This is a genomic window from Acinetobacter sp. AS167, assembly GCF_037152175.1.
Taxonomy (GTDB): Bacteria; Pseudomonadota; Gammaproteobacteria; order Pseudomonadales; family Moraxellaceae; genus Acinetobacter.
In genome coordinates this window covers 502072-523438 of sequence record NZ_JBBCMP010000001.1, presented here as the reverse complement: position 1 = coordinate 523438, position 21367 = coordinate 502072, and the positions used below count along the sequence as shown (strand labels likewise).

Annotated in this window: 26 protein-coding genes; 17 read left to right on the top strand and 9 right to left on the bottom strand. The window is 36.4% G+C overall.

Annotated elements, in window-relative coordinates:
- The 8 genes from WFN33_RS02515 to WFN33_RS02480 form a co-directional block, all read right to left on the bottom strand.
- Positions 1–267, bottom strand: a complete 267-nt coding sequence (locus WFN33_RS02515) for a DNA-binding protein (protein WP_336951235.1) — start codon at positions 265–267, stop codon at positions 1–3.
- A 129-nt stretch (positions 268–396) separates the two neighbouring features.
- Positions 397–1329: a transcriptional regulator gene (locus WFN33_RS02510; protein WP_336951233.1), complete on the bottom strand. Its 933-nt coding sequence runs from the start codon at positions 1327–1329 to the stop codon at positions 397–399.
- A gap of 12 nt (positions 1330–1341) precedes the next feature.
- A complete protein-coding gene (locus WFN33_RS02505) occupies positions 1342–2328 on the bottom strand; it encodes a YqaJ viral recombinase family nuclease (protein WP_336951231.1) in 987 nt (328 codons plus the stop codon).
- A 3-nt stretch (positions 2329–2331) separates the two neighbouring features.
- Complete coding sequence (locus WFN33_RS02500; protein WP_336951230.1) at positions 2332–2778, bottom strand: hypothetical protein; 447 nt, start codon at positions 2776–2778, stop codon at positions 2332–2334.
- A gap of 88 nt (positions 2779–2866) precedes the next feature.
- Positions 2867–3691, bottom strand: coding sequence for a DUF2303 family protein (locus tag WFN33_RS02495; protein WP_336951228.1), 825 nt, complete (start codon positions 3689–3691; stop codon positions 2867–2869).
- 53 nt (positions 3692–3744) lie between these two features.
- On the bottom strand, positions 3745–4074 hold the full coding sequence (locus WFN33_RS02490; RefSeq protein ID WP_336951226.1) for a hypothetical protein: 330 nt from the start codon (positions 4072–4074) through the stop codon (positions 3745–3747).
- A 171-nt stretch (positions 4075–4245) separates the two neighbouring features.
- On the bottom strand, positions 4246–5439 hold the full coding sequence (locus tag WFN33_RS02485; protein ID WP_336951224.1) for a GIY-YIG nuclease family protein: 1194 nt from the start codon (positions 5437–5439) through the stop codon (positions 4246–4248).
- Positions 5440–5463: 24 nt separating this feature from the next.
- On the bottom strand, positions 5464–6207 hold the full coding sequence (locus WFN33_RS02480) for a LexA family protein (protein ID WP_336951222.1): 744 nt from the start codon (positions 6205–6207) through the stop codon (positions 5464–5466).
- A gap of 106 nt (positions 6208–6313) precedes the next feature.
- Between WFN33_RS02480 and WFN33_RS02475 the strand changes: the two genes are divergently transcribed.
- From WFN33_RS02475 to WFN33_RS02420, 12 genes are all read left to right on the top strand, one after another.
- Entirely contained in the window at positions 6314–6538 is a 225-nt protein-coding gene (locus WFN33_RS02475; protein ID WP_336951220.1) for a Cro/CI family transcriptional regulator, read from the top strand.
- Between the two features lie 11 nt (positions 6539–6549).
- Positions 6550–6864 carry a hypothetical protein gene (locus WFN33_RS02470; protein ID WP_336951219.1) on the top strand — a complete coding sequence of 105 codons (315 nt, stop codon included), beginning with the start codon at positions 6550–6552 and terminating at the stop codon, positions 6862–6864.
- A 2-nt stretch (positions 6865–6866) separates the two neighbouring features.
- Positions 6867–7064: a hypothetical protein gene (locus WFN33_RS02465; RefSeq protein ID WP_336951217.1), complete on the top strand. Its 198-nt coding sequence runs from the start codon at positions 6867–6869 to the stop codon at positions 7062–7064.
- A gap of 68 nt (positions 7065–7132) precedes the next feature.
- Complete coding sequence (locus WFN33_RS02460; RefSeq protein WP_336951215.1) at positions 7133–8104, top strand: helix-turn-helix domain-containing protein; 972 nt, start codon at positions 7133–7135, stop codon at positions 8102–8104.
- Positions 8097–8675, top strand: coding sequence for a hypothetical protein (locus WFN33_RS02455; protein WP_336951213.1), 579 nt, complete (start codon positions 8097–8099; stop codon positions 8673–8675). The genes WFN33_RS02460 and WFN33_RS02455 overlap by 8 nt, the downstream gene beginning before the upstream one ends.
- On the top strand, positions 8672–9061 hold the full coding sequence (locus WFN33_RS02450; protein ID WP_336951211.1) for a DUF1064 domain-containing protein: 390 nt from the start codon (positions 8672–8674) through the stop codon (positions 9059–9061). Before WFN33_RS02455 ends, WFN33_RS02450 begins: the two co-directional genes overlap by 4 nt.
- Before the next feature lie 29 nt (positions 9062–9090).
- Positions 9091–9570, top strand: coding sequence for a hypothetical protein (locus WFN33_RS02445; RefSeq protein ID WP_336951471.1), 480 nt, complete (start codon positions 9091–9093; stop codon positions 9568–9570).
- Positions 9571–9685: 115 nt separating this feature from the next.
- Positions 9686–10330: a hypothetical protein gene (locus tag WFN33_RS02440; RefSeq protein ID WP_336951209.1), complete on the top strand. Its 645-nt coding sequence runs from the start codon at positions 9686–9688 to the stop codon at positions 10328–10330.
- 163 nt (positions 10331–10493) lie between these two features.
- Complete coding sequence (locus WFN33_RS02435; RefSeq protein WP_336951207.1) at positions 10494–10991, top strand: hypothetical protein; 498 nt, start codon at positions 10494–10496, stop codon at positions 10989–10991.
- A gap of 70 nt (positions 10992–11061) precedes the next feature.
- A complete protein-coding gene (locus WFN33_RS02430) occupies positions 11062–11748 on the top strand; it encodes a hypothetical protein (RefSeq protein ID WP_336951205.1) in 687 nt (228 codons plus the stop codon).
- Between the two features lie 88 nt (positions 11749–11836).
- Positions 11837–13504 carry a terminase gene (locus WFN33_RS02425; protein ID WP_336951204.1) on the top strand — a complete coding sequence of 556 codons (1668 nt, stop codon included), beginning with the start codon at positions 11837–11839 and terminating at the stop codon, positions 13502–13504.
- An 11-nt stretch (positions 13505–13515) separates the two neighbouring features.
- Entirely contained in the window at positions 13516–15801 is a 2286-nt protein-coding gene (locus WFN33_RS02420; RefSeq protein ID WP_336951202.1) for a portal protein, read from the top strand.
- 3 nt (positions 15802–15804) lie between these two features.
- On the opposite strand, the gene WFN33_RS02415 is transcribed toward WFN33_RS02420, so the two are convergent.
- Entirely contained in the window at positions 15805–16746 is a 942-nt protein-coding gene (locus tag WFN33_RS02415) for an FRG domain-containing protein (protein WP_336951200.1), read from the bottom strand.
- A gap of 393 nt (positions 16747–17139) precedes the next feature.
- Between WFN33_RS02415 and WFN33_RS02410 the strand changes: the two genes are divergently transcribed.
- The 5 genes from WFN33_RS02410 (at position 17140) to WFN33_RS02390 (ending at position 21326) form a co-directional block, all read left to right on the top strand.
- Positions 17140–17604: a hypothetical protein gene (locus WFN33_RS02410; protein ID WP_336951198.1), complete on the top strand. Its 465-nt coding sequence runs from the start codon at positions 17140–17142 to the stop codon at positions 17602–17604.
- Positions 17601–18662, top strand: coding sequence for a serine/threonine-protein kinase (locus WFN33_RS02405; RefSeq protein ID WP_336951196.1), 1062 nt, complete (start codon positions 17601–17603; stop codon positions 18660–18662). The genes WFN33_RS02410 and WFN33_RS02405 overlap by 4 nt, the downstream gene beginning before the upstream one ends.
- Before the next feature lie 2 nt (positions 18663–18664).
- Positions 18665–18841: a hypothetical protein gene (locus WFN33_RS02400; RefSeq protein ID WP_336951194.1), complete on the top strand. Its 177-nt coding sequence runs from the start codon at positions 18665–18667 to the stop codon at positions 18839–18841.
- Positions 18842–19004: 163 nt separating this feature from the next.
- Positions 19005–20015 (top strand): hypothetical protein, encoded by a 1011-nt coding sequence (locus WFN33_RS02395; protein WP_336951193.1) that lies wholly within the window; start codon positions 19005–19007, stop codon positions 20013–20015.
- 21 nt (positions 20016–20036) lie between these two features.
- Positions 20037–21326, top strand: a complete 1290-nt coding sequence (locus WFN33_RS02390) for a phage capsid family protein (RefSeq protein WP_336951191.1) — start codon at positions 20037–20039, stop codon at positions 21324–21326.
- Positions 21327–21367: the final 41 nt, after the last annotated feature.

Below are 21367 nucleotides of genomic sequence, written 5' to 3'. Positions count from 1 at the left end.
TCAAACTAACTGAGCAGTACAGGTAACTGTTCTGCTTTTTTCATACTGTAGCACATCACGTTTTTTATAACTGATCCTTCTGCCTATCTTCGTAAACGGTAAGCTATTTTGCTCACATCTCATTCGCGCAAGTGTCCATGGTGAGCAATCGAGATATAGCGCCACAACTTCTTGAGGAAAATTCTTATCCTCTTGTGAATTTAAAAAGTCATTCAGAGCTTTTTCCTTTTTTTCGTCGGGTGCATCTCTTAATGTTTTTAGTGACATATAAGCTCCTTAAATTCATAAATAAATTTTAAAAATAGTGGATTAAATGCAGCAACTTTCAACTGTTTTTGATACAAGTTACTGCAACATTTAGCGAACAAACTTCATCATCTGTATAACAAGCTAAATCTATGCTGTTAATTCAGCTTCTTTACGCTCATATATAGAATTAATGTTGTCGATTTGAGAGTTAGAAAGATGTGAAGTGTTTGGTTCAAATCGTTCTTCCATAAGTTTATTAATATTTTCAGTATCAGCTGATGCCTCAAGATCTATGATTAATTGTAAGTAAAACTTATGGGTACCATATGCAGTTTTAATTTCTGTTTGCGCTGGCTCACCCAAATCGGTTGGAAATGTAGAAGCTAAACTTTTTAGCTCCTCTAATGTTTGAGTTTCATTGATTTTTGCTAATAATTCACTTGTATCGAATGTATAAACTTGTTCAACAAATTTTTCTTGTTGTTGCCCTTGATGTTCAAGGCGTGCTTTTAGCCCAGAGGCACCTTGATGTTTTTTAATATTTGCTGGTTCAGGAGTTACATCAATTTCTTTATCACGTTCTTCTTCTGCTACACCAAAACCTTTTAAAATATCTGTAAACTCATCTCGCAGTGCGTATCCACGAGCGCGCATTTGCATCATTCGTTTAGGATATTGTGTCCATGGACCTTGTTTACTTAGTAATCCAGCACGTTTAGCATCTTCCTTACTAAATGTTTTAGTTACGGCTTTTTGACCTTTACGTTTAACAATACAAGTCGCCATATCTTCTGTTTGTGTTTCTTCAAATTGTTCCAGCAGGCCTGAGTTACGCACTAAAGCAAGAACAGCATCACCCCATAACGAAGGACGGCCATTAATACATGCTATGTTTTGTAGAGCCTGCAAAGGTTGTAAACCAATTTCCGCTCCCCATTGCATAGCAACTAAAATATTACCAGGTTTTTTTTGATAATCCTTAGGCACAATTTCAGAGTTTGCCAACAAATCAGCAATTTGCATTGCTTCAGTAAGATTTGAAGGTGTTAAAAAACTAGTATTTTGTACTAATGCATTCATGATTAATATTCCTTAAATTGTTTCTTTAAATTTGTTTGAAATACGGAAAACTCGGGTGCTGGAGGTTTTGCTATATTTCGCAAATAAATCTGGATCTTCTTTTTTCAACAGGGTACTGTCGATACGAGTTGAAGATTGTTCTTTGTAGGAGCAGATGGTGTTGCCTTGGCTAATCATCATTTCTGCATCTTGCATATTTGTAACGATCGCTAATTTGATTTCATCTTCGCGAGCTTTATTAGCTTTTTGGCGATTTTGAACAGCGATAAGTTCATTAGCGAGTTTGATATGTTCACTATTTGCTTCAACCTGTTTACCTTCCACATGCTTTGACCAACGATGTAAAACATCATCAAAGCAAGTAGGGGCAGGTGGAGTGTCGGCAATAACATGATTGAACCAAAAAGATTTAACCTGTTGAAAGATTGACTCAATCAAATCATCATCACGTTCAATACGGTACATACGGAATTTGTTGCCACCAATAAGAACGGCAAGGTGCCATAGTTGAAAGCCCGTAAGTTTCATGTACCAAAGACACTGTGTTAGGTAATAATCAGGAATCTGGTCTGAACCTTCTTCACCAAATAATTTAGATAGATATTCAGAAGCTGTTTTACATTCCAAACCTTGGTCTGTGGTTAAGCGACCTTTTTTAAAAAAAACACGGCCTGCAATTTCAGGGTTAATGACAGCGCGATCAATATTCCCAATTGCCCACGGTTCACCAAGCTCAGCTAACGAAAGTTGCTGATTAACACGTTGAACTTTGACATTCATTCGACTTGAAAACTCTTTTGCCACTACATCTTCAAGTAAATTTCCAAAATGAGCAGATTCACTTTGAGTATCTGAATCTTCAGAACGACCAGTTTTATCAAGCCATAATTGAAAGGGTGACTTGTAAGGACTAAATCCAAGAATTGCTGCAACATCCGAACCACCGATACCTTTCTTACGAGCTGCCAAGAATTGGGCATGATTAATTTGAGTGTTCATGTGTTAACCTCCCAATTTTTGTAATTTTTTGGTGATTGAATCTTCCAAAGCATCATTAATCTTAGAAAGCTCGATACGATCTAAGTAGGCGTTAACCTCACCATCTTCATCACCAATCAATTCAGGTTCTAAGCGATCAATTTGAATTCCTATCGCATGGTTAATGCCATTACCTGCATCAAATCCTGAGAAATCAAAATTTACTTCGATGAAATATTTATCATTTGCCGTGAGTAATGTAGCGCGGCAATTGTGATAACAATCGTTATATTTACCTAAATCGAGCTCATCCACTTTATAAGTGTCAGAGGCAACGATGACCTGTTGCTGCTCATCAAGTGGAAGCTTTGCTGGTTGGTACATTTGTACTGAAGCTAATACCGCTGTCATGGCAATTGCACTACTTAAACCGAACAAAACGGATTTGAAATTTAATGAAACCATGTTCATAATCTCCCCTATAGCTTTTGCTATATCCTTTAAAGAAGCCCCGTCCTCGACCAAAATTTCGGGGCTTTTTTTCGCCTAATGTTTATGTTTACGCTTGGAATGTACCAATTCGAACAGGATTTTCAGGAAGTAGCGCAATTACTTTTTCTTTAAACTCTTGAATGATTTCATTGCGTAATAGTTCTTCTTTCACGATTTGTAGTGAGAAAATTGGCTCACCATCTGAACTGTTCACCACTAAACGTAAACGGATAGTTTTTTCATCTAGGCCAACATATGCAGAATCATTGATTTCGAAATATGAAGGTAATTTACCTGTTGTACTTGAAGCCTCTACTTTGTCGAAAACAGAACGAGTTTCTTGCAAATTTGAAACTGATGAATCCGTAGTTGAGGAAGCACCAACTTTCATATTGCGAACTGCGTTAATTGCCTCAGCAATATTGATAGGTTCATATGCTTCAGATGTTGAAATGAATACAGAAGCCCAATCTTCAAGAAGTGTTGCGAAACGTTTTTGATTAAGTTTTTGATCTTTAAGTTGGTTTAGTTTTTCCCAAACTACTGTTGGTTCAAGTTGTAAAACCGCCTTATGATCACAGTGGCCTTGAGACAACCCTACAACTTTGAAGTTTAAGATTGCTGTTGCAGATACATTTTTGTGGTCAACAAATACAGGGGCATAGATTTTTACTTCAGGAACACAATTTTCAGATTGCGTATAACCTAAAACATAAGTTTTAAAGTCTTCAAAAGATGGAGTTTTTAAAACACCACGTGCACGGTTTCGACCAGCTTGAAATTGTTCTAAATCATGAACTTTGAAATTCTCATGAACTGCAACAAGTTCACCACGGCTTAAATCATTGACTGGAAGTGCAAGTTCAACGATTTCTTTAGCAGAGTTTTCCATTTCTATTACCTATTGGATGGTTAGTTAAAGTGCTTAAACGAAGTAGGGCTTAATTAAGCATCTTCAGTGAATAATTGGCTTGTATGGTTTGCGAATAATGTGACGTCACCACCTGCGTTCAAATGCATTGGAGTTTTTGAGGCTGTGTCTTCTGCACGTTTACCTTTTGCTGTTGGCTCGACATAGGCAAGGGTATGGGCAATTTCTACTTGGGATGAATCACCGATACGAGCAATATCAAGTGTGATTTTAATTTGGCCTTTTTTGTTGTGTGCTACCGCACCTTGAGCAACCATGCTGATAGCAGCACCTAATTGGTTTGCAAAAGTTCCTGCGCCTAAGTCGCCGACAAATTGTTTAGCGTTTGTGGGTTGATTTGACATTTTTTATCTCACATTGGGTTATTGTGTGAGATAAATATTAGGTAAACCTAATTAAATAGTCAATAGGTATTCCTAATTTATTTTTAGGTTTACCTAAGTTTCTTTAAAAATCGAAAAAAAACCTGCGATGTGCAGGTCATGATGTAGGATACAAAATATGAGATTTGAGTCTTATTTTTGAAATATTTCTTTTTTTATTTTTTTTAACTTTTCAAGGTCATTCGGTAGGATTTGATATTTCGAGTATTTTTCTTTAATTGTGATTTCATGTGTTTTGTTTTCAAATATTTTAGATAAAATAAAACCGCTAATAAAAGTTAGAAAAAAACCACCAATTAATCCACTAATCCAAAACTCAGAATCTTCAATACTCCAAGGGATTACAATTATTCCTATAACAATGTAATACCATCTATTTATTTGCTCTTTTTTTTCCAATATTGGCTTCATTTCACCTTCTATTAATAATTGAATTTTATTAGAAATTTCTTCTTTGACTCTATTACATTCAGTATCATAAAATTTTTCTTCTTCAATTTTTCTTAATTGTTTTTTATAAATAGATTCTGCTAGATTTAATTCATGTTGTTTTTGGATATTTGCAATTTCAGCAGCCTGTTTAGGTGATTCTCCATGATTATGGATAAACCGGCTAATTTGTTCAGCAACTTGTTCGAGGGTTTGTCCTTTAAAATTAAATTGCTCGCTATATGGAAGGCGATATTGTGCGAAGTGTTGAAAAATCCGTTGTTCTAACCAATACCCATCTTCAACTTTCCATTGGTGGCCTACAAGCCATTTCCCAACGACACCAGTTCCTTGACTGATTTCATCGGCTCTTATTTGTGGAGTTCTAGTTGTCCAACCAATCTTATAGATATGAGTATTATATTCTTTATATAAAATTTCATTATAAAGTATATATACATACTGATTCGCTATACTAGAATATGTAGTTTGATTTTTAATATTATTATTTTCAGAAAAAAAAGATTCTGAGATTCTTGTATCAATTATTTGAGTTATAGCCTTACCTATAGCTTCTTCACTAAAATCGCCAAAGGTTGATTTGCTGAGATTAATAGCCTTAATCTTGTAATAAAATAAATGCTCTCGAAGTATTGTATCGATTAATCTATCAAATCCATTAATCAAACCTTCTTCGCTCATATCATCAAAAACTTTAATTGATAAGTTATTAAGTATATTGGGGTTCGCATATGGATTAAGTATTTTATGGAAATCCTTATATTGTGCTGTATAATATTGCAATAAAGAAAATGTCTTTTGTGTGATTAATTTACACATGCTATTGGTAAAAGAACTATTACTATACTTACCAAAAACATTTTTATTATTAGTCATACAACTTTCCGCTTACAAATAATTTTAACTTCTTCTTACTCGTTTAGGTCTTGATGCACCTAGCGGCCTAAATGCATCAATAACTAAACCAACGAGTTCCATACCATCTTCGAATTCAATTATATTTGGTTGGAAATTTGGATTAAGTGCTTGTAAATATTTACGTTCGTCACTTTCTATAATTAATTTTTTAAAAGTTGCATCAGTGTTATTTCTAACAACAATCAAATCCTCAGAGAGAAGATCACTTACTTGGAATTTAGGGTTTACTAAAATGTAGTCCCCATCTATGTAAGTAGGAAAATTACTTATACCAACAACTTTAAGATAAAAACAACCATCAGGATCATCATGACTTAATGGCGGTAACCATTCATTAATTTCTGAGAGATTAATTGCTTCTACAGATGTCATTGCACCTGCTTGAACCCAAGATAGAACTGGTAATAATTTAGCAGTAACAGGTGCAATATTATTATCTAGAGCACGTAAATCTGGATTTGATGAACCATTTGTAAAATTACCAGAATTATTTTGTTGGTCTAACTTTATTTCACCGTTTCCAGTTGCTAACCATACAGGATTAACATTTAGATGTTTCGAAGCACGTAAAAGATTTTCACCTTCCATTGTTTTAGATTTACCTGAAAGCCAATCACTCACAGAAGGTGGCTTAACACCAACAGCTCGCGCAAGCTCAACACCCTTAATTTTTTTGGGTGGTAAAACTTCCATAGCATATTTAAGTCTTTCAGCAAGTGTCTTCATAAATAACTCTCATATCATTAGGAAATCCTAACATGAATTAAATTAGGTGTGCCTATTGATTAATTATAAGGAATGCCTAATAATTGTTTTGTTATAGGAGAGCAACATGAATGACAACCAACTTATAGAAGCTTTAGGTGGATGTAATGCAGTTGCACGGCTATTAGGTATTACAGGACCTTCAGTTAGCGGCTGGAAAGCTATTCCTACTGATAGAAAAATTCGCCTAGCCGTGATAGCTGAGGATCGTGGTATCTGTACACGAAAAGACCTTTTCCCAAGGGATTATCAAGAAATTTGGATTGAGTTAAGAGAGACAGTTCAAAGTTAAGAGGAAAACTTATGCATACAGAAATAATGATCGTATTCAGTCGCAAACTGTTGGCGCCCATGTCAACACGCGTGCCACTTGAAGTACAAGAATTAATAGATTCGTTGGCTGAAAACCAAGGTAGTGATCGTGCGAAGTGGTTAAGAGATGCCATAGATAAAAAGATCGAAATAGAGACAGGTCAATCATCATCTGAGCATGTAGAAAAATCAAAGAATACAAAGTATTCCAGCGTATTCAGGAATGTATTCAACTTTTTCAAAGCATTAAAAAAGCCCGATGGATCAGATCGAGCTTCAAGCATTCATCATCTATCAGGAAAATGAACATGACTAATTTATTAGAACATACATGCGCAGGCAAATGCACTGAATTTAAAGAAGAACAGTGTAAGCATTGTTTGATTGCTCAAGTGGAAAAGCGCGAGTTTGATTTAGGTGTGGCACCTGATGCTGTTTACGTGAAAGGCAATGACGTAGAGAAATACCATAAACGAGCAATTGAATCAAAAGGTGAAGTGCCATGAGTTTTGAGGTCACTTTTATTCACTTTACAAGGCATATCTTATAACTCAATAAAAGGAGTTAGTTTTACATGAGCAGTTTCAACTTTGTTAAAGCTGTACGCCAAATCTCTATGCCACCAACGACTAAGTTGGTGGCAATAACACTTGCTTCATATGCTAATTATGAAACTGGTGAGTGCTTTCCATCTGTTCAAACTCTCATGGAAGATACTGGACTATCAAATCGGGTAGTTGGCTTACACATTAAGCACATCGAAAAATTAGGAATATTGGTTGTAGATCGCTCAAATGGTCGTCGATCATCTTATCGTTTTGATGTGGAAAATCTTAAAAAAGTAATAATGTTTAGTCACAAACTAGCAAATGCAAGCAGTGACTTTAAGGATAAAACCAGTGACTCTGACGACATTAAACCAGTGACTCTCATGCACCAACCAGTGACTTTGGTGCAAAAAGCAGTGACGCAGAGTCACACTAACTACCAAGAACAACCAATAGAACTACCAAAAGAACGTAGTAGTAATACGCACGAGGAAAAAATTTCACCACCTCCAATTCATTTTGTTCAGTACCACAATTTTGATCTTGCCAAAATCTCAGTGATTGAACTTGGTCAAAAATATCCAACACTGAAATCGGATTTTATCGAGTTGTCTAAACCAAGACATCCTGATCTTGAGCAACAGGATATTGAAAATTTGTTTGATGAATTTGGAGATTGGTTTGCTTCATCGAATGACTACGGTAAGCAAATATCCAAATCTGCTCAAAAGTGGGCGGTATCTTGGCTAACATGGGTAAACAACAACAAACACAAGGTCATTGCTCGCAAAACGAAAGTAACTGCGAATGAGCAAACGATTGTAAAACGACAGGTATCAACACAACCATCGGCATATCAAGCTAAACAGGAAAATGTAAATCGTTGGAAGAATTACGGTAAAAAAATCCGTGAAGAACGATATCAGGAATCATCAATTATCGATGTGGTACCAGTAGCTACAAAGAGCTTTCTGATTGATGAGGTGGGTCATGCGTGAGTTCACCCTTGATGAAGCGCGTCGCTTAATTGACAAAATGCGAATCCGATACGGTAAGAAATTTACTGATCAATGGGCAGCAGTTGATGAAGCTGAGCTTGAGCAAGCAATGATTGAGGATTTTTCAGGATTAACATCATGGCAGATTGAAAATGGGTACAACCGAATGCTTCAAGAACCATGGCCACCATGTATTCAAGATTTTAAGATTTGGTGTTTACAAGGTTCACATTGGCTGACTGAAAATGAAGCATGGCAACAAGCATTGGCATACGAGAAATCTGGACAAACCATTTCCATTAGCAAACAGGTTTTAAAGACGCTTAAAGAATTTAAGAAAGGATTTGATGAGATTAATCCACGTGCTGAATCACAGGCTAAGGCATTCAAAGATATGTATATACGCAATGTATCAAAAGCAAAATTGATGGGGGATATTCAGACATTTACTGATACAGTTGGAACATTAAAAACACCTAATGACGATGCTAGAAAGACTACAACTTGTCCACCTGAGTTGATGGCTCAGATGCAGGCTATTAATAAAAACACCAAGGCAGGTAGAGCATGAATTTATCTCCAACTCAAATCAAAAGACTTTTGCATCAACGCTACAATAAACCCAAAAAGCCAAAGTATGGGAATCATAAAGTTGTAATCGATGGGGAAAAGGTGGCTGACTCTAAACATGAATATCGTCGCTTAAATGATCTCATCGTCCTACAACGTGCTGGAGAAATTAAGGATTTACAGACTCAGGTTCGATACAAGCTGATACCAGCACAAAAAATATGTGGTGTGAAAGTACGTGGTACCGATTATGTTGCGGATTTTGCTTATTGGACCAGTGAAGGACAGTTTGTTTGTGAAGATGCCAAAGGTCATAAGACACCAGATTACATCATCAAACGTAAGCTGATGAAGATGATTCACAATATCGATGTTGTTGAAGTTTAATTGTAGAAATATGGAGTAAGGCTATGACTATGAAGTCTGATGATTTACGTACAAACGCTCAAATTGTTATGGAAGCAATAGAGGATCTACATTCTCAAGAACAGATTGTTACTCGAACAACACTGGCTGATCTTACAAATCTAAAATTATCAATTATCGATGACAGACTTTCATATTTGGTAGACACTGGACAGATTATAAGAGTACAGCGTGGTGTTTTTGTTCCTGCAATCAAGCATCGTACAGCGCGGTTGATGTCTAAAACAATATTGCCTGATGGTACTGTTAGTATTGAGATAGGCAGCGTTAATACTGCTGTTTTAACTCTCACTCCAAGAGAAGCACGCAATCTGGGCAACTTATTGATAGGCGAAGCAATGCAATACAGCAACATTGAGTTAGGCCATCATATGGCAATAATCCAAAGTGAAGTAGCTGGGCAAGTACGTAAATTATCAAAACAGGTAGGAGATTTATTGGATGTAGGGAAGCAGGGAGAGTTGATATAAATTTTAATAATTTTTTAAAGACAGTCTTTATTCATTACATTATTATAATTGGGTAAGACTTTCTTTCAAATGGGTTTGAGAAAGAAGTTTTACTTATTATATAGGATAAATAATTATGCTTGCTAACTTATTTCAAATTAAACAATTTCAGGAATTTTTTAACGATAAAGAGTTGATACTTGAAAAATACGGGAAAAATGAATTTCAGGAATTTTGTGAAAAATTCAGATCTAAAGAATTTCAGGTCGGTTTATCAATATGGCATCAAATTGCCAGTCGGCAATTGGAAAACGTTAACCCCTATGCTATTGCTAATTTTATTTCATCACCACCAGTTTCATTATGTGAAGAAATTAATAAAATTGTAGGTAAGGAAGTAATTAATGATATTTTATATTTTTATGGTCGAGTTAATGATAGTTCATTAGAATTCAATGATTTCGCAGAAATTCTATTAATTGTGACATCTAATAATGAATTATTAATTGGAGATATTGCTTTTTCTAATCCTTACCAAAGAATTGTAAATCCAAGGTATATATATCAAGAATTTAAAGGCTTAGGATTTTTGGGTGAGTTTATGGGTATTGTTGAAAACTATTGTAATGAACAAGGAATAAGAAGGTGTTTTTTAACAGCAGCAGCTTTAGACTTGGTTCCATTATTTGAGAAATATGGATACAAAGTACAAGAAGATCCAATGTCTCAATTTGCCTTAAAATCAGGGGCATCTATTCCAATGTATAAATTATTTGATTAAATAAATTTTAATTTACATTTTAGCCAAAAAAGCCCCTAAGATTAGACTTTCCTACCTAAAAACTTGATCAGTAAACCAATATGAGGTTTGGTGATCATCAATTTTAAATTATACTTTTTTAATTTTAAGGATAATTAATTTGAGAAATCGCAATAGTGTGCTAATGCATTATTTAGTTGCTCCTCAACTATTTAACGATAAAAATCAGTTAATAGATGAAGTAACCAAAGAATTCCATGAATGTGTTTTAAAAATGAATGTTACTTCAGATTTATTTATTATTGACCCTTATTTTTATTCATCAACATTAAACGAGGACTTAGATGAGAAAATTGGAAAAGCTAATTTTTTTATTTCTATGTTCAAGCCTTGCTTAGAGGGTGTAGAAAAAATGGTTATTATTTTTAGTAATAAAATTGATCAAGAATTTAAAACTTTATTACATACAGAAATTAATAAAATAAACCCAAATTTGAAAATCTCATGCTACAGATCTAATAAGTTTCATGATCGTTTTGTATTTAATCCATTATTGGTCAATGGGATATCATTGGGAGCATCATTCAATGGACTTCTTAAAAAAATAAATAAATTTGATAGTATGTCAACTGAAGAAGCAATCGTATTGGAAAAAACACTTCAGGTTGAAAAATTTCTTTAAGTTCCCCCTCTAAGGTTCGACACTCCAACCAAATAAAAAGAATATTGCCATATCAAGGGGTTTACATGATATGGCTGAAAAAAGACAAAAAATTGACTATGACCGCATTGAACGTGGATGGAGAGCTGGGATTCTCAGTCCGCGTCAATTAGCTGCTGTGTATGAGGAAGAAACTGGTCAGAAAGTTTCTCATGCTGCAATTATTAAGCATTTTACAAAGCTTGGAATACCACGGAACCTAGCAGAAAAGATTAAAGCCAAGTCTGATGCAATGGTTACGCAAGCAATGGTTACGGAAGAGGTTACACCTGTAACCATTAAACGTGACAAAGAAATTATTGAAGATGCGGCAATCCAGTTAACCCATGTCCGTATTAATCAACGCAAGGATATTCAACGTTCTAGACGAATTGCAATGAGTCTTTTTGATGAATTAGAGCAAATGGTTGGTGAAGATCATGTTGATTTACTGATTAGACTTGGTGATTTGATGTGGTGTCCTGATGACAAAGGGAAAGATACATTAAACGACATATATCAAAAAGTAATTTCAATGCCCGGTCGTGTGAAGTCCATGAAGGATTTAAGCGACACACTTAAAACCTTGATTGCTTTAGAGCGTCAAGCATTTGGACTTGATGATGAGAACAACAAACCAGTTGATGCATTAACTTCCTTACTTGAAAGAATTAGTACAGGAAACAGTTCTGCATTTAAGCCAATTGCTGATGATCCAGAATATGGAGCATCTACGTGAATAAAGCGAATAATCACCCACATCAATTTAATTTCATGCGCGTACACGCTTCAAAAATGCATAAATATTGTGCAAATTGGAGTGAAAATTGATATATAACACTAATTTACAGCCACTACCAACGAACAAGGAAGAGTTAGAACGCTGCCTTGCTGATCCCATTTGGCGTATTTTTAGTGGGTGTTTGTATAAAATCAAAATTAAAGGTGATGACTTCGTAAATGAGTTCGGGCAAGTCGAAGAAGCCCCTACATATGAGTTACCTTTTAAACCAAATGATGCACAGAAAAAATTTCTAAATCGCTTGTGGTACCGCAATATTATTTTAAAAGCGCGTCAGTTAGGTTTTACTACACTGATTTGTATATTGTGGCTTGACCACGCTTTATTTAATGCAAATCAGCATTGCGGTGTTATTGCCCAAAACCTTGAGACTGTCAGTGATATCTTTAGCGATAAGATTAAATTTGCGTATGACAATTTACCGCCTGAAATATTAGAACGCTTTCCGCTCAAAACAAATAATGGTACTGAGATGGAGTTCGCGCATAACGGCTCTAAAATCTCTGTGGCTACATCATTCCGTGGCGGTACTCTACATCGCTTACTTATTTCTGAATACGGTAAAATTTGTGCCCAATCGCCAGGTAAAGCAAAAGAAGTTCGTACAGGTTCATTACCTGCAGTACCAACAACAGGAATATGTGTAATTGAGTCAACTGCCGAAGGTCGAGGTGGTGACTTCTTTGATAAGGTTCAGATTGCTCAAAAGAACTTTGCATCACGTAAAAAGCTTACACCTAAAGACTTTAGGCTGCATTTTTATGGTTGGTGGGAAGAACCGAAATACCGTATCGATTCTTCAGAAGTGGTTATATCCAAAAAAGATCATAATATTTTTGATCATATTGAAATCGTTGTATCCAAAAACCTAGGTAAAAGGATCAATATTGATCCAGATCAACGTGCTTGGTATGTATCAACACGTGATAACGATTTATCTGGCGATCAAGCTTTAATGTGGCAAGAGTATCCGTCATTCCCAGATGAGGCTTTCCAAGTTTCCACAGAAGGGAACTACTATGCCAATGACATGCTTGAGCTGCGTAAACGCGGTGGTATTACTCAAGTTGAAGTCTTGGATATTCCTGTAAATACTTTTTGGGACATTGGTAATCATGATGGTTGTGCTATTTGGTACGAGCAGATACTAAATAATCAAGATCGTTTCATTGATTATGATGAAGATCATTTTAAAGACCTACGCTTTTACGCAAAACTGATCAAAGATAAACCATATCTCTACCACACCCATTTTTTACCACATGATGCAGCACATCAACGACTTGGCGACTACAACAAGTCAGTATTAGAAATGCTTGAAGAATTATTACCAGGTCATAATTTTGTGGTCATTCCACGCATTACCTTACTCACAACAGGTGTTCAGCAAACACGCAGGCTTTTGAAGAATGCTTGGTTTGATGAAGAACGATGCAAATTAGGTATTGAACGCATTGAAGGCTATAAGAAGAAATTTAATCACCAAGCCAATATGTATATCGATCAACCTGATAAATCAAATGGATGCTCAGAAGGTGCTGATGCACTTAGACAATGTGCGCAGGCTAAAGAAGCAGGGTTACTTGGTGACTACGTCTATACGTCTAGTCGTACTACTGATAATTCAAGTACAAATAACTATGAACAGCAATCAAGCTATAGAGAAGCACCACCAACAGATTGGCGAATGTAAGGATTTTAAATATGTTTGATCATGATACTACTGAGATTGAGCAAGCTAATCATGATGATGATGCTTTGAAGCTCGATGAACTTACTGAAATTATGTACGAAATTGAGGAACAACCTTACTGGCGTCATACTGCAGATAAAGAAATGGATTACGCGGATGGTAATCAGCTTGAAACTGAATTACTCAACCGTATGAAACAGATCGGTATTCCTCCAGCAGTAGAGGATATGATCGGCCCTGCATTGCAATCTGTAGAAGGTTTTGAGTTGCAAACACGCACAGATTGGCGTGTAAAAGCCAATGGTGATACAGGCAGTGATGATGTAGCAGATGCTCTAAATTTTAAATTGAATCAAGCTGAACGTTTATCTAAAGCGGATAAAGCCTGTAGTGATGCCTTCCGGCCTCAGATTGGTTGTGGTATTGGTTGGGTTGAAGTTAAGCGTGAACAGGATCCGTTTAAATTCCCATATCGCTGTACAAAAGTCCATCGCAATGAAATTCATTGGGATATGAAATCTACTGAAAATGATTTAAGTGATGCACGTTGGTTACGTCGTACTCGTTGGATTCACCCAAAGCGTTTAATGAATGCCTTTCCTCAACATGCTGAACTCATTCAAACTGTAGGTCGGTATGGTGGTTCATGGTGGCAAGAAGCTGGTGTATTGGATGGTGGCGATAGTACAGGTCTACAAAATGCATGGCTTGATTCTCGTTCATACACAATCAGTGAGCAGTATTGGTATAACCCAACATCAAAAGAAATCAATGTTGCTGAGGTTTGGTACCGACGTTGGGTGCGTGTACCAGTACTAAAATTCTCAGATGGTCGTGTAGTTGAATATGATTCTTCAAATATGAATCATGACATTGCCATTTTTCAGGGAATGGCGCACGTTGAACTTGCAAATATATCAAAGGTGAGACGCTCGTATTGGTTGGGACCTCATTTGCTATTTGATGGACCTACTCCATATTCACATCATTATTTCCCTTATGTACCATTTTGGGGAGCGCGTGAGGACAATACCAACATTCCTTACGGCTTTGTACGACGAATGAAGTTCAGCCAAGACAGCATAAATTCAGGCATTTCTAAATTACGTTGGGGTATGAGCGTTACACGTGTTGAACGTACTAAAGGCGCGGTTGATATGACAGATGAGCAGCTTCGTCGCCAAGTTGCTCGTCCTGACGCAGATATTGTATTGAATGCCAACCATATGGCAAAAAATGGCGCCCGTTTTGAAGTGAAACGTGACTTTGAATTATCACAACAACATTTTCAATTGATTAATGATAACCGTGCAGCAATCGAGCGAGTCAGCAATATAACATCTGGCTTCCAAGGTAAAAAAGGAAACGCGACATCGGGCAAACAAGAGCAGTTGCAGATTGAGCAATCCAATCAAACTTTGATGAAAATCATGGATAATTTTAGAGAAGCCAGAACACTGATAGGTGAAATGCTTCTTTCTATGATAGTTGAAGATATGGGAACCCGTGAGCAAACTGTGATTATTGAAGGTGATGCAATCCGTGAAGATCGTACTGTAGTAATCAACAAACCCGAAGTTGATGAAATGGGTTATCCATATGTTTCGAATGATGTGCAACGTATTCGCTTGAAAGTAGTACTCGATGATGTTCCAAGTTCTACAACATTCCGTGAACAACAATTGAATGCTTTATCTGAGATTACCAAGTCATTATCTGCTGAAATTCAAACAGCTGTATTGCCATATGTAATGGCATTGACTGATATTCCATTTAAGAAAGATATTATTGAATCAATTCGCGAAGCTACTCAGGCATCTACACCAGAACAAATCGAGCAACGTATTCGAGAAGAAGTTAAACAAGCACTAGCACAAGCTGGTAATGATATTAAATTACGTGAACTTGAACTTAAAGAGCGTAAAGCTGGTAGTGAGATCAAGGAAATAGATGCTCGTTCAGTAGAAATTGGAGTGAAAGCGGCATATGCAGCAATGCAAGCTGGTGCACAGGTAGCTCAAATGCCACAAATTGCGCCAATTGCAGATGAGGTCATGAAAGGTGCAGGTTATCAGCGTCCAAATCCAATGGGAGATGATCCAAACTTCCCAATTGCCGAGCAGACTGCAGCTAGTGATATTCGTAGCCCATATATTCAAGGTCAAGGGGCGGAAGTAGGGAGTGAAGGGCTTGCAGAGGTTCAACAGAATACCAGTCCAATGGATCCACCTGTGCCAAGTCAGGTGGGTACTGGAATGCAAGGGATCGAAACGGTAAGCATAGGGGATAATATTTGAAAACTAAGTTATTGAGCTTAGATATTTTTCAATTACCTGTATATTCATTAAGTCTTTTACTGCATAACCTACACCAGTAGCAGTTGGATACACAGATGCAGCATTTACATTATAAAGCTCACAGAGTTTCAAAAGCTTGTGAGCTTCAGAATAGGGTAAAGTCCATTTATGTAGATACTTTGAATAATTCAAATTTGTTGTATCAAGAGTTTTATCTTTTGAAAATTCAAGAGGTTTGCAAAACCACTCATCATCATTATCATTGATTTCTTTAGAGACATGACGAAAAATTGTAAAACAACCTTGTTGTGCTGCAATGTGAAAATTTACATTGCTAGGGATACTAATAATATCAAAGGGAATAAGACTTCTGTTCGAACTGTAATTGAATTGTGTATTGTGGTTGTATACTTTTTTAGACTCTAAAATCCAAATGGCTAATCTTTGTTTTAAATCCGGTTTAGTATTTTTAACTATAGCATCAGCAATGCCTTTAACAGCCTCACTTGAACTAAAGTAAGCAGCAATAAATGATCTTTTGCTCCAATCGAGTAATCTTGTTGAAACTCCGTAATGTTGAGCAAATGCTAAAATCTCATGATATTTATCAGTGGGCCATTCAAATAAATCTTTATCATTTGCCCCTGATAACATTTCATCTAATGATTTTTTAGTGCTTGCAATATGACCAGGGACTTGGATTCCCGTCTTATCGCAGTATTCCAAAAAGTGTACAAGCATTTGAACTTCAAATTTTACTTGATCCCTAATTGTTATATCTACAGCGGTTCTAGATGCGTTAGGAGATAGCTTCCAATCGGCATTTCCCTGACCTCGAAATATTGGGTTTAGATCATCTCCAATTTGATTATTAATTTCTTCAGGTCTTATTGCGTCCCAAATTTCTTGGGCAGTATCAAAGTGGCGTTGTTTGTAATTTAGCATATGTTATATTTAACCTTTTGAAAAATAATATTTTAAAATATAAAATTTTAATTATCAACTAATTGAAACTAGATAAATGAGTTCACCATCTAGGGCATGACCTATTCCATTCATGACTTAATAATTGAGACAGTCAAATCGACTGTCTTTTTTATTGTGGGCATAAAATGTTAAAGAAATTATTACCTTTCGCTATGTGTGTATACGTTGGCACTAAATCCGTATTGGCAACAACTATGACACGTGGTGAATATAATCATTATCGAAATTGGACCATATTCCAATATTGAAATTCGTCCTTAATTTGTATTGTGCATATTATTTTTAGTGATATTATTCAATAGATCAAAGGGTTGATGTAATACTTTATAAAATATAGGATTAAATTTGAGTATGAATTCACTAGGTATTAGGGTTGAACCTAAAAAAGTAACGTTTGTAGTTATTGATTATACAGATAGTGAGGCAGATATAGTCAACGTAGAAACTATAAAAATACCATTAGCTTTGGATTTTCCAGCTAAATTAAAATATGTCCGAAATACGGTTCTTGATATTATTCGAGAATACAATATTCAAGTAGCAGGTATAAGAATAGCTGAAACAGTCTCTGAAAATGTAAACATAAATCGTCTTCATATTGAGGGTGTTATTCAAGAAGCATTTTCTAGTAGTAGTGTAAATAGTTATTTTACAGGTCAGGTAATGTCTATTTCAAGAAAACTTAATATTAATAAAGAGTTATATAAAGATTTATTAAAAAGTAAATCGCAATATGCCAAAATTAATAGATGGGCTTTATGCACTAATTTAGAAAGCAAAGAAGCCGCACTGGTTGGCTATGGAGCATTACTATGATTTACCCATGTCAAAAAGCAATTGTATCTTTTCAAAAAACTAAAGAAATTGGTGCTGAAGGTAAGAATTCAAAGGTTTATATAGCACATGATAAGAATATTGATGGGGAATTAGTAATTAAAGAAATTGAATATCGAAAAGATGATAAGACAATTGTAGATATAAATGATTTTTATGATGAGGCGAGAAAATTATTTAAAAGTTCTCACCCGAATGTAGTACAGCTTTATTACGCTTGTGAAGATGATAGAAATATTTATATAGCTATGCCATTTTATAAAAATGGAACAATTAAAAGTCTATTAGCAAAAAGATATTTAACATCTAGAGAAGTGATTAAATATGCAGTTGAATTTTTAAGTGGTTTGCATAATATACATTCGAAGGGATTAATTCATTTTGATATTAAACCTGACAACATAATGCTTTCAAATAGAAATGAAGCAATGGTTTCTGATTTTGGATTAACTCAATTAGTAAATGATGATGGGCTTGCATGGGTATCATCAGTTTATACAAGAATTATCCCGCCTGAGTTTATAGATGGGTATTCGAAAGGGGATTTAAGCTTCGACAGGACTTTTGATATTTATCAAGTTGGAATAACGCTTTATAGAATGTGTTGTGGAGATACTGAATTTTATAAACAGTGGGATATGTTAGGTTCACAAGATAATTTCATTAAATCCTTAAAAAAAGGCACATTTCCTGACAGAACAAAATACCCTCTGCACATCCCAGAAAAGTTAAAAAAAGTTGTTAATAAGTGTATGCACATAGATTCAACTAAAAGATTTCAATCCGCTTTAGATGTTATCAATGCTATCGCTGATATCGACTCTAACCTTTTGGATTGGGAATATGAAATTGGTAGTGTTGATATAAAAAGATGGAAAAAAACAGATAAAAAGGGTAATTTATATGCATTAGAAGTTAGTACTGATGGCAAATCTACAGCTATGAAAACAACTCCTAATTCAAGTCAGAGAATCACTGACTTCTGTATTAAAAATATAAGTGATGAAGATATCGGTTCATTCTTAGACGGGATTGATTAATCATGAAAAATTTAAGTCATGAGCAGAAGGAGGCGGAGTTGTTGAGCCGAAACAAGTTATTACCGCCTTTAAAAATTGAAGGTAATACTAAAAAAAAATCAACTAAGCCTCCTTCGAATTGTCCTGGCTTAAAGAATATTGATCTTTATAGTGGCAGCTATATAAATTTAAAAGACTAGACTTCTAAAACCACCTTTGGGTGGTTTTTTTACACCCCCTGTAAGGCTAACGACATCATATCTAAATCCTAGACACTTGTCTCATGTTGAGCAATCGACAGCTAAACGCTAGTAACTCTAGCCATTCGCCTTAGCGGTCACAGCGATAAGTGATAGGAAAGACATGGAAATTACAGAGCAACAACAACAGTTGATTGATGAAAATGGTGGGAAACTTACACCTGAACTTGCAGGTCAATTGATAGATCAAGAGCTTCATGGCGATACCGCATCTAATCCTGCGGAAAATGGTAGTCAGCCAGCAACTACCCAAGAACAGGAACAAGCCAATACACCAAAAACTGAACCGACAGCACAACAGCAACCTGATGAAAGTCAGTTGAATGATGAAAATGCGGTGGTTCTTGCAAAAGATGGTAAGCACACTATTCCATTCGAGCGCCTTGCTAATGCACGCAAGGGTGAGCAAGAGTGGAAGCAAAAGTATGAAGATGCGCAAACAGAGCTTGCAAAGCTTCAAACAGATGCACAGCAACGTATTGATAAGGGTCAAGCACCTACAGCACAAGATAACCAAGTAGCTATTGCTCAAAAAGCCATTGATGAAGGTGTAAACCCTGCAATCTTTGGTGATTTTAGTGAAAAAGCTTTAGCTGAAGGTATTCAAAAAGTTGTAGATATGCGTGTTTCTGCAATGGTTGATCAACGTGTTAAAGACGCATTGGCACCATTTCAACAGCAACAAGCAGTTAGTGCTGAACAAGCACACTTTACTGAAATCTTTACGGCACACCCTGACGCGGAATCAATTGTTGAGTCTAAAGAGTTCAATGATTGGATGAGTGCTCAACCGGGTATTACGAAAAGTGCTTACGAAACAGTCTTAAATGGTGGTACAGCTTCACAGGTTGTAGAGCTCTTAGGATTGTACAAATCTGCAAATCAATCAACTGAACAAGCTGCAAAACCCGATGCGGTGAAAGCAGCAGCGCAAGAAGCTGTAAAAAACGCTCAAACACAAGTACCACATAGCCTTTCAGATTTGCCTGCTGGCTCTCCTGCTGGTGTTTCTCGTGATGAACGCATTGCCAATATGACACCTGCGCAAATGATCGAAGAAATGTCCACATGGACTGAAGAACAGCGTGAGCAATATCTGAATCGTCGTGTGTAATTTAAATTGTGGAGAGTCGACATGACGAATAAAACCAATGCCGCTTATGGTGATAAAACAAATATGGTGACACAGGCCGTTGGCTTGTTCGCTACCCATATGCAACGCAACAGTACTCTTAATCTTTTAGCAGGGAAAATGCAAAAGGGTGAAGCTGGTGCTGATGCAACTTTGCGTAAACAAACAACACAGCATATGCCAATTGTACGTGTACAAGATTTAGGTAAAGGCCGTGGAGATGAAGTAACGTTCCATTTACTTAACCCTGTTGGCGCATATCCAATCATGGGTAGTGCTCATGCCGAAGGTCGTGGTGTGGGAATGTCCTTGAATGAAGATCGTTTACGTGTAAACCAAGCACGTTTTCCAGTGGACTTGGGTAATGTGATGTCACAAATCCGTAGCCCAGCTGATTTACGAAAACTTGGTCGTCCAGTCGCTCAAAGCTTGATGGATCGTTATTGCGATCAATCCACTTTAGTTCATATGGCTGGTGCACGTGGTTTCCATGACAATATTGAATGGGCTATTCCAACAGATAACCATCCTGAATTTAAAGAAATCATGGTTAACCGTGTAAAAGCTCCAACAAAAAACCGTCATTTCCTTGTGGATGGTTCAGGCGTACAGCTATTCAAACAAACTGCAGATGAAGTTCAAATTGAAACAGGTGATCTATTTACGATGGATGCTGTGGATTCAATGAAATCTGTTTTAGATACGATTGCATTGCCACCACCGATTTGTAAATTTGAAGGTGATTCAAATGCTGACGATTCACCAATTCGAGTGTGGTTAGTTTCACCAGATCAATACAACAAATTTGCTTCACAACCTGGTTTCCGTTCATTTCAAGCAGCAGCTTGGGCACGTGCAAGCCAAGCTAAACAACACCCATTGTTTACTGGTGATGTAGGTATCTGGAATAACTTTATTATTCGCAAAATGCCACGTCCTATTCGCTTCTATGCAGGTGACATAATTAAATATTGTGCTGCGTATGATTCAGAAGTTGAGTCTAGCGCAATTGTGCCAGCAAGCTTTGGCGATAAATTTGCAGTAGATCGTTCAATCATCTTAGGTGGACAAGCATTAGCGGAAGCAATGGCTTCATCTGAGCATTCAGGCGCACCATTCTTCTGGTCTGAAAAAGAGCTGGATCATGGCGATAAGTGGGAACTACTTATTGGTGCTGTTCGTGGTGTATCTAAAATCCGCTTTGATGTGAACACAGGTGAGCGTCAAGAATTCACAGACTATGGTGTAACCGTAGTGGATACAGCCGTTCCGATCTTTGGTCGTGGCTTGTAAGTGTAAACAGGGTATGTCCAATCAGGGCATACCTTTTATAT

Excerpts from the sequence above, each read along its gene's own strand:
- WFN33_RS02470 (WP_336951219.1), top strand. The coding sequence starts at position 6,550 with ATGCATACAGAAATAATGATCGTATTCAGTCGCAAACTGTTGGCGCCC.
- WFN33_RS02485 (WP_336951224.1), bottom strand. The coding sequence starts at position 5,439 with ATGACTAATAATAAAAATGTTTTTGGTAAGTATAGTAATAGTTCTTTT.
- WFN33_RS02430 (WP_336951205.1), top strand. The coding sequence starts at position 11,062 with ATGGCTGAAAAAAGACAAAAAATTGACTATGACCGCATTGAACGTGGA.
- WFN33_RS02475 (WP_336951220.1), top strand. The coding sequence starts at position 6,314 with ATGAATGACAACCAACTTATAGAAGCTTTAGGTGGATGTAATGCAGTT.
- WFN33_RS02400 (WP_336951194.1), top strand. The coding sequence starts at position 18,665 with ATGAAAAATTTAAGTCATGAGCAGAAGGAGGCGGAGTTGTTGAGCCGA.
- WFN33_RS02455 (WP_336951213.1), top strand. The coding sequence starts at position 8,097 with ATGCGTGAGTTCACCCTTGATGAAGCGCGTCGCTTAATTGACAAAATG.
- WFN33_RS02395 (WP_336951193.1), top strand. The coding sequence starts at position 19,005 with ATGGAAATTACAGAGCAACAACAACAGTTGATTGATGAAAATGGTGGG.
- WFN33_RS02390 (WP_336951191.1), top strand. The coding sequence starts at position 20,037 with ATGACGAATAAAACCAATGCCGCTTATGGTGATAAAACAAATATGGTG.
- WFN33_RS02515 (WP_336951235.1), bottom strand. The coding sequence starts at position 267 with ATGTCACTAAAAACATTAAGAGATGCACCCGACGAAAAAAAGGAAAAA.
- WFN33_RS02460 (WP_336951215.1), top strand. The coding sequence starts at position 7,133 with ATGAGCAGTTTCAACTTTGTTAAAGCTGTACGCCAAATCTCTATGCCA.
- WFN33_RS02410 (WP_336951198.1), top strand. The coding sequence starts at position 17,140 with ATGAATTCACTAGGTATTAGGGTTGAACCTAAAAAAGTAACGTTTGTA.
- WFN33_RS02450 (WP_336951211.1), top strand. The coding sequence starts at position 8,672 with ATGAATTTATCTCCAACTCAAATCAAAAGACTTTTGCATCAACGCTAC.
- WFN33_RS02445 (WP_336951471.1), top strand. The coding sequence starts at position 9,091 with ATGAAGTCTGATGATTTACGTACAAACGCTCAAATTGTTATGGAAGCA.
- WFN33_RS02500 (WP_336951230.1), bottom strand. The coding sequence starts at position 2,778 with ATGAACATGGTTTCATTAAATTTCAAATCCGTTTTGTTCGGTTTAAGT.
- WFN33_RS02440 (WP_336951209.1), top strand. The coding sequence starts at position 9,686 with ATGCTTGCTAACTTATTTCAAATTAAACAATTTCAGGAATTTTTTAAC.
- WFN33_RS02495 (WP_336951228.1), bottom strand. The coding sequence starts at position 3,691 with ATGGAAAACTCTGCTAAAGAAATCGTTGAACTTGCACTTCCAGTCAAT.
- WFN33_RS02420 (WP_336951202.1), top strand. The coding sequence starts at position 13,516 with ATGTTTGATCATGATACTACTGAGATTGAGCAAGCTAATCATGATGAT.
- WFN33_RS02490 (WP_336951226.1), bottom strand. The coding sequence starts at position 4,074 with ATGTCAAATCAACCCACAAACGCTAAACAATTTGTCGGCGACTTAGGC.
- WFN33_RS02510 (WP_336951233.1), bottom strand. The coding sequence starts at position 1,329 with ATGAATGCATTAGTACAAAATACTAGTTTTTTAACACCTTCAAATCTT.
- WFN33_RS02435 (WP_336951207.1), top strand. The coding sequence starts at position 10,494 with ATGCATTATTTAGTTGCTCCTCAACTATTTAACGATAAAAATCAGTTA.
- WFN33_RS02415 (WP_336951200.1), bottom strand. The coding sequence starts at position 16,746 with ATGCTAAATTACAAACAACGCCACTTTGATACTGCCCAAGAAATTTGG.
- WFN33_RS02465 (WP_336951217.1), top strand. The coding sequence starts at position 6,867 with ATGACTAATTTATTAGAACATACATGCGCAGGCAAATGCACTGAATTT.
- WFN33_RS02480 (WP_336951222.1), bottom strand. The coding sequence starts at position 6,207 with ATGAAGACACTTGCTGAAAGACTTAAATATGCTATGGAAGTTTTACCA.
- WFN33_RS02505 (WP_336951231.1), bottom strand. The coding sequence starts at position 2,328 with ATGAACACTCAAATTAATCATGCCCAATTCTTGGCAGCTCGTAAGAAA.
- WFN33_RS02405 (WP_336951196.1), top strand. The coding sequence starts at position 17,601 with ATGATTTACCCATGTCAAAAAGCAATTGTATCTTTTCAAAAAACTAAA.